The organism is Xanthomarina gelatinilytica (genome assembly GCF_000348685.1).
In the GTDB taxonomy this organism is placed as follows: domain Bacteria; phylum Bacteroidota; class Bacteroidia; order Flavobacteriales; family Flavobacteriaceae; genus Xanthomarina; species Xanthomarina gelatinilytica.
The window spans coordinates 1-11,390 of sequence record NZ_ANLA01000008.1 but is presented as its reverse complement, the minus strand read 5'-3'; the positions used below and the strand labels follow the sequence as shown (position 1 = coordinate 11,390).

10 protein-coding genes are annotated in these 11,390 nt (G+C 39.1%); 7 read left to right on the top strand and 3 right to left on the bottom strand.

Annotation, left to right across the window (positions count from 1 at the left end; translation table 11 throughout):
- Window positions 1–234 precede the first annotated feature (234 nt).
- The 3 genes from D778_RS06055 to D778_RS06045 all read left to right on the top strand — a co-directional run bounded on the left by D778_RS06055 (window position 235) and on the right by D778_RS06045 (window position 3,701).
- The gene (locus D778_RS06055; RefSeq protein WP_007648713.1) at window positions 235–1,239 is read left to right on the top strand and encodes a lipoate--protein ligase; all 1,005 of its coding nucleotides are present in this window, start codon (window positions 235–237) and stop codon (window positions 1,237–1,239) included.
- A gap of 274 nt (window positions 1,240–1,513) precedes the next feature.
- Complete coding sequence (nhaA, locus tag D778_RS06050) at window positions 1,514–2,833, top strand: Na+/H+ antiporter NhaA (RefSeq protein WP_007648712.1); 1,320 nt, start codon at window positions 1,514–1,516, stop codon at window positions 2,831–2,833.
- A gap of 1 nt (window position 2,834) precedes the next feature.
- On the top strand, window positions 2,835–3,701 hold the full coding sequence (locus tag D778_RS06045) for a DUF5694 domain-containing protein (protein ID WP_007648711.1): 867 nt from the start codon (window positions 2,835–2,837) through the stop codon (window positions 3,699–3,701).
- 74 nt (window positions 3,702–3,775) lie between these two features.
- Here the strand turns inward: D778_RS06045 and D778_RS06040 are convergent, their stop codons facing one another.
- From D778_RS06040 to recQ, 3 genes are all read right to left on the bottom strand, one after another.
- Entirely contained in the window at window positions 3,776–4,477 is a 702-nt protein-coding gene (locus tag D778_RS06040) for a tetratricopeptide repeat protein (RefSeq protein ID WP_040491656.1), read from the bottom strand.
- Between the two features lie 97 nt (window positions 4,478–4,574).
- Entirely contained in the window at window positions 4,575–5,507 is a 933-nt protein-coding gene (locus D778_RS06035; RefSeq protein WP_007648709.1) for a peptidylprolyl isomerase, read from the bottom strand.
- A 229-nt stretch (window positions 5,508–5,736) separates the two neighbouring features.
- Window positions 5,737–7,938 carry a DNA helicase RecQ gene (recQ, locus tag D778_RS06030; protein WP_007648708.1) on the bottom strand — a complete coding sequence of 734 codons (2,202 nt, stop codon included), beginning with the start codon at window positions 7,936–7,938 and terminating at the stop codon, window positions 5,737–5,739.
- 251 nt (window positions 7,939–8,189) lie between these two features.
- On the opposite strand from recQ, the gene D778_RS06025 reads away from it, so the two are divergent.
- From D778_RS06025 to lptB, 4 genes are all read left to right on the top strand, one after another.
- Window positions 8,190–9,107, top strand: coding sequence for a KpsF/GutQ family sugar-phosphate isomerase (locus tag D778_RS06025; protein WP_007648707.1), 918 nt, complete (start codon window positions 8,190–8,192; stop codon window positions 9,105–9,107).
- Window positions 9,107–9,931: a twin-arginine translocase subunit TatC gene (gene tatC, locus D778_RS06020; protein WP_040491653.1), complete on the top strand. Its 825-nt coding sequence runs from the start codon at window positions 9,107–9,109 to the stop codon at window positions 9,929–9,931. The genes D778_RS06025 and tatC overlap by 1 nt, the downstream gene beginning before the upstream one ends.
- Entirely contained in the window at window positions 9,924–10,277 is a 354-nt protein-coding gene (locus tag D778_RS06015) for a carboxymuconolactone decarboxylase family protein (protein WP_007648702.1), read from the top strand. The genes tatC and D778_RS06015 overlap by 8 nt, the downstream gene beginning before the upstream one ends.
- Window positions 10,278–10,506: 229 nt before the next feature.
- Window positions 10,507–11,247 carry an LPS export ABC transporter ATP-binding protein gene (gene lptB / locus D778_RS06010; RefSeq protein WP_007648699.1) on the top strand — a complete coding sequence of 247 codons (741 nt, stop codon included), beginning with the start codon at window positions 10,507–10,509 and terminating at the stop codon, window positions 11,245–11,247.
- Window positions 11,248–11,390: the final 143 nt, after the last annotated feature.

Below are 11,390 nucleotides of genomic sequence, written 5' to 3'. Positions count from 1 at the left end.
TGCTAAGATAGTGTTTTTAATTGTTTGAAATATCTTTTAACCTTTAACAAAATCACAGAAACAGGATGGATACTAGATTATAAACTCATGCCTCTATACATAAACAGCTAAAGCCTAATCAGTGTCTTTAAAAACTCTAGATTAACTCAAAATATTTTGAAATAATATACCAACACATCTTAAAAATAGCAGCGATACTTTTTTATCTTTGCAAAACACATCTAAAGCTTAAGCATGATATTTATAGATAACGAAGGACAGACCAACCCAAAACTAAACTTGGCGCTGGAAGAATATGCGCTACGAAATTTTGATACATCCACAGACTATTTATTGTTTTATATCAACGAACCTTCCATCATTATAGGTAGAAACCAAAACACCTTGGAAGAGATCCATCTGGAATATGTGGAAGACAAACACATTCATGTGGTGCGTCGTGTTTCCGGAGGTGGTGCCGTCTATCACGATTTGGGGAACCTAAACTTCAGTTTTATTACCAACCACGACGGTAAAAGCATTAGCAATTTTAAGAAATTTACAGCTCCTGTGATTCGTGTTCTAAACCAAATGGGGGTTCAAGCCGAATTAAAAGGACGCAATGATATCTTGGTAAACGAACGGAAAATTTCGGGTACAGCCCAATTTTCCACAGGCAAACGCATGATTAGCCATGGCACTTTACTATTCAATACCGATATGGCTGAAGTGGTCAAGGCCCTTCAGGTAAAAATGAGCAAAATAGAATCCAAAGGCCATAAATCGGTTCGCAGTCGGGTGGCCAACATTACTGAGTTTTTAAAAAACCCCATGACCATGGAAGAGTTTAAAAGTCAATTGTTACAAGGACTCTATGAAGCCAGTGAGCCTTTTGAGACCTACAGGCTAACAGAAAAAGAATGGGAAGCGGTTCATAAACTGAAGGCTGAAAAATACGACCTCTGGGATTGGAATTTTGGTCGCTCCCCGAAAAGCAACATCCAACGCACCAAACGCTTCGATATTGGGGAAATTGATATGCGCATCCATATAGACAAAGGTCACATCTCTGACCTTACCATTTATGGCGACTTTTTTGGTGAAAAACCCGTCTCGGAATTGGAACAGGTCTTGGTGGGCCTAGCTTATAACAGGGAGGACCTTTCCAAAGCCTTGGCAAAGGTCAACATACAAAACTATTTTGGGAAGCTGGACAAAGCAGAGTTCTTAAGCCTTTTGTATGGCAGTGACCTGGATTGAAAACCTAATTACCTCGTTATATAAATGCCTTGTGGTTTAAAAAAACACCATCAAATCATCGCTATGTGTTAGCTATCAATGGTGGTTTGCGCCTCCAAGGATTAGCAAAAATGATACAACTTGACACAGTTTAAATAGCTCTCGCCATGTCAGGCAGTAAAACTATTTAAAAAAAACATCAAGTCTTACACCTCATTCCATTACTTTTAACAATATTCTCGTAGCTTTTGCATATTTTTGAAGTATTAAAAAAACACGAACAAAATAAAAATATATGATTAAAAAAGTCCTATTAACTCCTTTTCAGAAATTTATAAAACTGGAAAGCCTCTCTGGTATTTTGCTGTTTGGTGCAACCATTTTAGCCCTTATATGGGCCAACTCACCTTATGGAGCAGAATACGAACAGCTTTGGCAATACGAATTTGGTGTCAGTTTTAATGATTTTAGCCTTATAAAACCCTTGATCCTTTGGATAAACGATGGTTTAATGGCCATCTTTTTCTTCCTGATTGGATTGGAGCTTAAACGGGAACTTTTAGTTGGGGAAATAGACAGCATAAAAAAAGCCTCATTTCCTCTAATCGCTGCCCTTGGTGGGGTCCTGGCTCCAGTAGGCTTGTTTTTGTTTTTAAATCAAGACCCTGAAACCGCCAAAGGTTGGGGCATACCTATGGCCACGGATATCGCTTTTGCCTTGGCCATCTTGGGCACTTTAAAAAGTAGGGTCCCCCTAAGCTTGAAAATATTCTTAACGGCCTTTGCCATTATAGACGATATTGCTGCCGTACTCATTATAGCCATCTTCTACAGTGCCAACATCAACTGGTTTTTTATTCTTGTGGGATTACTCCTCATTGCGCTTTTGGCCCTTGTTTACCATAAAAGAAAGTTTTCCCTAGAAATAGGTTTGGTAATTGGCACCATTGTTTGGTTCCTGTTCTTAAAATCGGGCATCCATCCTACCATTGCAGGGGTGTTATTGGCTTTTACCGTTCCTATTAAAAGAACCTTGAACATTTATGAGTTCTCCAGCAACCTCAATAACATTTCCAGTAAAATTGTAAGCATTACAGACGATACCTATAAACATATTTTAACCAAGGATGAAATGGAATGTATAGACAACCTGGATCATTTAACCTCCGAAGTTCGTTCGCCATTGCAACATCTGGAATACCAACTCCACAACTTAACAGCCTATTTCATACTGCCTGTTTTTGCCTTCGCAAATGCTGGTGTGGTATTGAATACCAATTCCGAAATAAACACCTCTCTCATGCTCTACATTGCCATTAGTTTGTTTGCAGGAAAACTAATTGGGGTCAGCCTGTTCTCCTATCTTGGAGTAAAACTGAAGCTCACCGAGTTGCCTTCAGGAATCAATTTCAAACACATTATAGGCATTGCCAGTATTGCTGGGGTTGGATTTACCATGTCCATTTTTATTGCCAACCTGGCTTTTGGTAACGATGCCATAAATATCAATTCCTCGAAAGTAGGTATCATTATCGGTTCATTGATCTCTGGACTTGTAGGTGTTATCATCTTGAGGTTAACCAGTAAAAAAGAAGGTGAAACCAACGGCTCTTAAAATGTTTAACGCATACAAAAAGGCCTTTTTGCTTATGGCGTTTATAAGCATCATGGCTTGTAAAGATAACAACAACACACAAAGTCAGGAGCTTCCCAAGACCGCTATAAAGGAATCCCAAAAAATCAAGGTCCTAAATGTGGGAACCTTTCATTTCGGGTACACCTCTGATGCCAATAAAGTGGATTTTAACGAAGAGGACAAAAAAACCCATAAAGCCGTTAGGGAGCTAGCTGCCTTATTGGCCCAATTCAAACCTACCATAGTATGTATTGAAAATTTGCCGGAATACAACAAGGAAATCAACCAAGCCTATCAGGACTATTTAGCCAACCCGAGTGTGTTGAACACCAATTATGGGGAAAGAAGCATGTTGGCTTTTGAAGTGGCCAGACTAAGTAACCTGAAGTATCTACATGGCATAGACCACGCCATGGAATACAATTACCGTATTGCAGAAGAACTTGTCAATTCCATAGATTCTGTGACCTATAATAAGTATATGAATGACCCTTTTAAGGAGCTCCCAGAACTAAAACACCAAATTGACAATTTTTACGGCCTGCCCTTATTGGAACAATTGCAGCTGTATAACCAACCGGAATATCTCGATTTTAACATCAATGTCAATGCAGACATGTTGCTGTATGCTGGTACCGAAAATGGGTTTGAAGGTGCAGACGAAGCTGCTAAATTTTACCATAGGAATTTAAGGATCTTTTCAAACCTCAACAGGATACCCATGAAAGAAACCGATAGGGTTTTTATTCTAATGGGAGCAGCACATACAGCGTTTTTAAGGGAAAACCTAAAAAGAAGCCCCAAATTTGAATTGGTGAATACCTTGGACTATCTCAAAAAAGATTGAAAAACCAAGTCGCTTTAGTGACTTCAAGTACTCCACAAACCCTTAGTATCAGCTCATGGATGTTATAGGACATATTAATCTTGCTGGTTTTCATAACTGTCCATAAAAGTCTTTGCCCTCCTATTCCCAGAATTGAGTTCTAAGGCCTTTTCGTAATTTTGATAGGCTTGCAAACTATCTCCACTCCTAGCATAAGCATCGGCCAGGCTGTCATAAACATTATCACTTTCTGGATAAAGGGCCACATTTATTTTAAACACCTGTATGGCATCGGCATAGGCTTTTTCCCTAAGGTACTGGTATCCCAAACTATTAAAATCCTGTTCTATTATAAACATGCTTTCTGGATCTTCGGCCTGTATGTTTAAATAACCTTCCAGTGCCAAACCATACGCTTTGTCCCTTAAATACATGCTGGGTGTTTTAAAAGTGTCCGAAACTTTTATATAGTTGTAAGTAGGACTGCTTGCGGAAGCCTCTGTGATAACCGACAAATAACGCTGTTTGGTTTCGGGATGCTGCACAAATTGTAGTTTTTGATAGAGGTCTGGCACAAAAAAGGTGTGTTGGTCCAAAACTACAGGTTTTATTTCAGCTCCTTTCCATTTAATGTACAGTTGATCGTTTTTATAAAAGACCTCCATAAGTTCGTCTGGACTATACAAATAACGTCCAGAACTTGCTTCTTTAAATGCTGAAGGGTAATCTATGGATTTTGAACAGCTAACAGAAACCAGTAACATGAAAAATAAAGAGAAATAAATTGAAGTTTTCATTTTAAATAGTTGATTGATAAAAAAAGATAAAAAAAATACGTCTCATTATAAAATGAGACGTATTTAAATATGTTTTGTTACGGTTTTAAGGTAAAATCTAGGATACACCCATCAATTCCACATCAAAAATCAAAGTAGCATCTGGAGGAATCACCCCACCAGCTCCACGACTTCCATAACCCAAATCACTTGGGATAACCAATCGGGCTTTATCACCCACTTGCAACAATTGAATGCCTTCGTCCCACCCTGGAATCACCTGTCCTACACCTACAGGAAACTCTAAGGGCTGCTTGCGTTTGTAAGAGGAATCAAAAACAGTTCCATCGGTCAATTGCCCTTTATAATGTACGGAAACGGTCTTACCCTTTTCAGCTTGTTTCCCAGTTCCTTTTTGTAAAATTTGATAACGCAACCCACTTTCGGTTTCTTCAAAACCTTGAGCCAGTTTATCCAACTCGGCTCTTTTGGCTTCACGTTCGGCAGCCACACGTTTTTCGCGAGCGCCTTCAAAAGTCCTAAAAGCCTCTATGGCATTAAAAGCTTCAGCCTCAGCTCCTACCCTAATAATTTCCAGGGTCTCTATGGTATCACCTTGAGCTATGGCATCTACAACCTCTTGCCCAGTAACAACCTGTCCAAAAACCGTATGGTTATTATCCAACCAAGGGGTTTCTACATGTGTGATAAAAAATTGGGAGCCATTGGTTCCTGGTCCTGCATTGGCCATAGATAAAACGCCTGGTCCGGAATGCTTTAACTCTGGATGAAATTCATCGTCAAATTTATATCCTGGGTTCCCGGTTCCAGTCCCTTGCGGACAACCTCCTTGTATCATAAAATCTGGTATCACCCTATGAAACTTTAAACCATCGTAATAAGGCCTGCCTTGAGGTTTTGCTGAATTTTCCATCTGACCTTCTGCCAAAGCCACAAAATTACCTACGGTTCCAGGTGTTTTTTTGTATTCTAAAGCCACTAATATCTCACCTTTGTTGGTGTTGAATTTTGCGTATAATCCGTCTTGCATGTCTATTTTTTTTAATGAAATGCAAAGATAATCAATGAAAATAAAAATGACACATTAAATTACAGGTTTCAAGATTCAAGATTCAAAGTTCTAGATTCAAGATTTAAGATTCAAGGTTCTTTATTCTTTGTTCTTTGTTCTTTGTTCTTTGTTCTTTGTTCTTTGTACTTTGTACTTTATACTTTGTACTTTATACTTTATTCTTGGAATTTACAATCATCAACCAAACCTAATTCGCCACTTCACTGATAAATTTGATACGGTACAAGCGCAATTCTTCATCGTCGTAATCGCCTTCAAATTCGTTAATGGCTTCATCAATTTTATCGGTTTGGGCCTCCATAAAATAATCATGGATTTCCTCTTGTTGGTCTTCATCCAATATATCATTTATCCAATAATCAATATTCAATCTGGTTCCAGAGAATACAATGGCCTCCATCTCTTTGATAAAATCTTTCATCTCCATGCCTTTAGCCGAAGCAATGTCATCCAAAGGTAGCTTTCGGTCTATATTTTGAATGATGTAAAGTTTAAGGGAGGAATTGGTTCCGGTAGATTTCACAATCATATCATCGGGACGTACTATATCATTCTCATTCACATAATTGGCAATTAAGGCTAAGAAATCCTTGCCATATTTTTTGGCTTTGCCCTCTCCAACACCATGGACGTTAATCAACTCTTCCATGGTCAAAGGATATTTCAAGGCCATATCCTCTAACGAAGGGTCTTGGAATATAACAAAGGGTGGCACACCCAATTTTTTGGCATTTTTTTTACGTAAATCCTTAAGCATGTTCATCAACACTTCATCTGCCACAGCCCCTCCTCCTTTAGTGGAGGTGATGATGTTTTCGTCTCCTGTGCTGTCAAACACATGGTCCTCGGTCATCATAAAGGATTCTGGGTGCTTTATAAAGTTTTTCCCTGCCTTTGTTATTTTTATCACACCGTAGGTTTCAATATCCTTTCTTAAATAGCCTGCCACTAGCACCTGTCGCACCAATGCCATCCAGTAACTTTTTTCTTTATCCTTGCCTTTCCCAAAAACCGATAACTCATCCGTTTTATGCGATTTTATCAAGGCATTGGCTTTCCCTACTATTACATTCACCAAATCCTTGGCCTTGTATTTTTCGTGGGTAGCCTCTACGGTTTCCAATACCAATTTAACATCGTCCTGGGCCTCGTGTTTCTTTTTTGGGAAACGCACATTGTCATCCATATCACCACCTTCTCCAGTCTCATTGTCAAACTCTTCCCCAAAATAATGCAAAATAAACTTTCTTCTGGAAATGGACGTTTCGGCATAGGCAACAACTTCCTGTAACAAAGCTTGCCCTATTTCCTGTTCGGCCACAGGTTTTCCAGACATAAACTTTTCAAGTTTCTCAATGTCTTTATAGGCATAAAAGGCCAAACAGTGCCCTTCACCTCCATCCCGTCCTGCCCTACCGGTTTCTTGATAGTAACTCTCAATGCTTTTAGGGATATCGTGATGAATCACAAAACGCACATCGGGTTTGTCTATGCCCATCCCAAAAGCTATGGTAGCCACCACTACGTCTATGTCTTCCATTAAAAACATGTCTTGGTGCTTCGATCGGGTCTTGGCATCTAAGCCTGCATGGTAAGGCACTGCTTTTATGCCATTTACCTGTAAGGTTTGCGCCAATTCTTCCACACGTTTCCTACTTAAACAATACACAATACCCGATTTCCCACTGTTTTGCTTGATGAAACGGATGATATCGGCATCTACCTGTTTGGTTTTCGGACGTACTTCGTAATAAAGGTTCGGCCTGTTAAAAGAAGCCTTAAAGGTCTTGGCATTAGGAATGGCCAAGTTTTTCAATATGTCCTCCTGGACCTTTGGTGTGGCTGTGGCTGTTAAACCTATAATGGGAATATCATCCCCTATGCGCTGGATGATGTGTTTTAAATTACGGTATTCCGGTCGGAAATCATGACCCCATTCACTAATACAATGGGCTTCATCCACGGCCATAAAGGATATTTTTACCGACCGTAAAAATTCCACATTCTCTTCTTTGGTAAGTGATTCCGGTGCCACATAAAGTAGTTTGGTAACACCATCAACTATGTCTTGCTTGACACGTTTAATTTCGGTTTTGTTTAAAGAGGAATTTAATACGTGTGCAATCCCATCTTCTTTGGAGACACCCCGTATGGCATCTACCTGATTTTTCATTAAAGCTATTAAAGGGGAAACAATAATGGCTGTGCCTTCTTGCATAAGTGCAGGTAGTTGGTAACATAAGGATTTACCTCCCCCTGTGGGCATGATTACAAAGGTGTGATTTCCAGATAAAATGCTTTTAATGACTTCTTCTTGCAATCCCTTAAACTTACTAAAGCCAAAATATGTTTTTAAGGCTTTATGCAAGTCTTTTTCAATTATCGACATGAATCTTTTTAATTTTAATTTACACTATTATAAAAATACATTAAAATTAAATGCTATTAATTATCCTAATGTATTAAGAGAACTCACAATTTTTTTTTCGTTAGCTTTGTACCCTATTTAAACGAATAAAAAGGTATATGAGTTTGAATAACTTTAAAGATAATAAATTCTTTAAAAGCATCAACCCAAAAAAATAATAAATTTTGAACAAGCAGCATTCTATTATACATACTGCAAAACAAACGATTGAGATGGAAAGCAAAGCCATTTTCAATCTTTCAAGTTATATTAACGAAGAATTTGCAGCTGCCGTAGAGTTAATTTACAACTCCAAGGGACGCGTCATTATTACTGGAATTGGTAAAAGTGCCATTATTGCCACTAAAATTGTGGCTACTTTAAATTCCACGGGAACACCTGCTGTTTTTATGCATGCTGCCGATGCCATTCATGGCGATCTAGGCCTGATCCTTGAAAACGATGTGGTTATTTGCATCTCTAAAAGTGGCAATACCCCAGAAATTAAAGTCTTGGTGCCCCTTATTAAAAACGCCAAAAATAAAATGGTCGCCATTACGGGCAACAAAGACTCATTTTTGGGCAAACAAGCAGATTATGTTTTAAATGCGTATGTGGAAAAAGAAGCCTGTCCAAACAACCTAGCCCCTACCACCAGCACCACGGCTCAATTGGTGATTGGGGATGCCTTGGCCATTTGTTTGTTGGAATTAAAAGGCTTTTCAAGTAAAGATTTTGCTAAATACCATCCGGGGGGTGCCCTGGGCAAAAAACTCTACCTGCGTGTCAGCGACATGTCTGAAGTCAATCAAAAACCCAGTGTAAGCCTGCAAACAGGCATTAAAGACATCATTATTGAAATTACCGAAAAGATGTTGGGGGTTACAGCTGTGGTTGAAGCTGGTAAAATATTAGGGATTATAACCGATGGGGATTTAAGACGTATGTTGAGCAAAACAGACGATTTTACCAACCTGACTGCCAAGGATATCATGAGCGAAAACCCTAAGCGTATAGATGCCAACGCCATGGCTGTGGATGCCATGGAACTGATGGAAAAACATGGAATTTCCCAATTATTGGTTGAGAAAAAAGGACAGTATGCTGGCGTGGTTCACGTACACGATTTAATTAAAGAAGGCATTTTATAATGGCAAAGAAGAATGTGAACGACATGTCCTTCCTCGATCATTTAGAGGATTTACGCTGGCATTTAATTCGTGCTACCATGGCAGTTTTAATCTGTGGTGCTGGTGCTTTTATTTTTTCAGACTTTATTTTCGACACCATTATTTTTGGTCCTAAAAAAATGAGCTTCCCTACCTATAGGTGGCTCTGCAGCATGTCGCAATACATAGGGATAGATACCACCTTTTGTTTGGACGAATTTCCGTTTAGAATCCAGAACCGTACCATGGCCGGACAGTTTTCTGCCCATATTTGGACCTCCATTTATGCAGGTCTGGTTATAGCATTTCCATATATCATATATCAATTCTGGAAATTTTTAAGTCCAGGACTGCACGAAAACGAACGCAAACATTCCAGGGGCTTTATTATTATTTCCTCCTTTCTGTTCTTTTTAGGGGTGTTGTTTGGCTATTATATCGTGACCCCCTTATCCATTAACTTTTTGGGCACTTATAGTGTGAGCAGTGAAATCTCAAACGAAATAGATATCAGTTCCTATATTTCCTTGGTAAGGTCTTCTGCCTTGGCTTCAGGACTTATTTTTGAACTGCCCATCATTATCTATTTTTTAACCAAAATAGGTTTGGTAACACCACATATATTGAAAAAGTACCGAAAATTCGCCCTGGTCATTGTTTTGGTGGTGTCTGCCATCATCACGCCTCCAGACGTGGCCAGTCAAATCATTGTGGCCATCCCAATTTTGGTATTGTACCAGGTGAGTATTTACATCTCTAAAATAGTGGTAAAAAATCAACTTAAAAAAGAAAAAAAACATGTCTGATATTGTTAACGAATTCAATGAGTACCGTTCAAAAATGAACGAAAAAATACTGGCAGATAACAACAAGGTAATCAAGCGTATTTTCAATTTAGATACCAACGCCTATCAAGAAGGTGCTTTGGATGTTAAAACCAAAGAATTGCTGGGCTTGGTCGCTTCAACCGTGTTGCGCTGCGACGACTGTATCAAATACCACCTGGAAACAAGCCATAAAGTAGGTTTGAAAAAAGAAGAAGTGGTTGAGGCCCTAAGCATCGCTACCTTGGTTGGAGGCACCATCGTAATTCCTCATTTACGCCGTGCCTACGAGTTTTGGGATGCCCTGGAAGAAACAGATAGCTTATAAATAAAAGCAGCCTAACATTTTTTCTTGCAATTACCTGTTTTCTCAAAGTGTGGATAAAGGCTCATAACCACAAACTGTTTTGTTTTTGGCGCTCCCAATTTGAAAAAGGACCGGATAACATATGGCGTACATAGATTAACATGGTAGGCGTTAAACTTTTAATAAATAAAAAGTAGAACCCTTAGAGTATCTTTCAATTTTACTATTTTAGCACCAATTACCCAGTTTTATGAAGTTAAAAGCCGATAATTTAATGAAGTCCTACAACGGACGGAAAGTAGTGAAAGATGTTTCCTTAGAAGTCAACCAAGGGGAAATTGTAGGTCTGTTGGGACCCAATGGCGCAGGTAAAACCACTTCGTTTTACATGATAGTTGGCTTGATCAAACCCAATGGTGGCAGCATTCATTTAGACCAAACCAACATCACCAAATATCCCATGTATAAACGTGCCCAAAACGGCATAGGGTACTTGGCACAAGAAGCATCGGTATTTAGAAAACTGAGTATCGAAGACAATATTTTAAGTGTGTTGCAGCTTACCAAGTTGAGCAAAAAGGAACAACACGATAAAATGGAAGAACTGATAGAGGAATTTGGTTTGGGACATATTCGGAAAAGTCGTGGCGATTTATTATCTGGTGGTGAACGAAGACGTACCGAAATAGCTAGGGCCTTGGCCACCGACCCAAGCTTTATTCTATTGGACGAGCCTTTTGCTGGTGTCGATCCCGTAGCTGTGGAAGACATCCAACGTATTGTGGCGCAACTGACCAAAAAAAACATTGGCATCCTTATTACGGACCATAACGTTCAAGAAACCTTGGCCATTACCGATAGAACCTATTTAATGTTTGAAGGAAGCATCTTAAAAGCCGGGGAACCTGAAGAATTGGCTAGCGATGAAATGGTAAGAAAAGTGTACCTAGGTCAGAACTTTGAACTCCGTAAGAAAAAGATCAGGGAGTAAATCTACAAATTCCAAAAAAAAGCTTCTGTCATTCCTGCGAAATCGAAGATTCACGAATTCAATATAAGATAATAAGAATTTATGAGTAAAGCAGAAACTTGTCATTCCTGCGAAGGCAGGAATCCACTTAACCTTAACTTATT

What these genes read in the sequence shown, in the direction of transcription:
- D778_RS06055 (WP_007648713.1), top strand. Translation starts at nt 235, where the DNA reads ATGATATTTATAGATAACGAAGGACAGACCAACCCAAAACTAAACTTG.
- nhaA (WP_007648712.1), top strand. Translation starts at nt 1,514, where the DNA reads ATGATTAAAAAAGTCCTATTAACTCCTTTTCAGAAATTTATAAAACTG.
- D778_RS06045 (WP_007648711.1), top strand. Translation starts at nt 2,835, where the DNA reads ATGTTTAACGCATACAAAAAGGCCTTTTTGCTTATGGCGTTTATAAGC.
- D778_RS06040 (WP_040491656.1), bottom strand. Translation starts at nt 4,477, where the DNA reads ATGAAAACTTCAATTTATTTCTCTTTATTTTTCATGTTACTGGTTTCT.
- D778_RS06035 (WP_007648709.1), bottom strand. Translation starts at nt 5,507, where the DNA reads ATGCAAGACGGATTATACGCAAAATTCAACACCAACAAAGGTGAGATA.
- recQ (WP_007648708.1), bottom strand. Translation starts at nt 7,938, where the DNA reads ATGTCGATAATTGAAAAAGACTTGCATAAAGCCTTAAAAACATATTTT.
- D778_RS06025 (WP_007648707.1), top strand. Translation starts at nt 8,190, where the DNA reads ATGGAAAGCAAAGCCATTTTCAATCTTTCAAGTTATATTAACGAAGAA.
- tatC (WP_040491653.1), top strand. Translation starts at nt 9,107, where the DNA reads ATGGCAAAGAAGAATGTGAACGACATGTCCTTCCTCGATCATTTAGAG.
- D778_RS06015 (WP_007648702.1), top strand. Translation starts at nt 9,924, where the DNA reads ATGTCTGATATTGTTAACGAATTCAATGAGTACCGTTCAAAAATGAAC.
- lptB (WP_007648699.1), top strand. Translation starts at nt 10,507, where the DNA reads ATGAAGTTAAAAGCCGATAATTTAATGAAGTCCTACAACGGACGGAAA.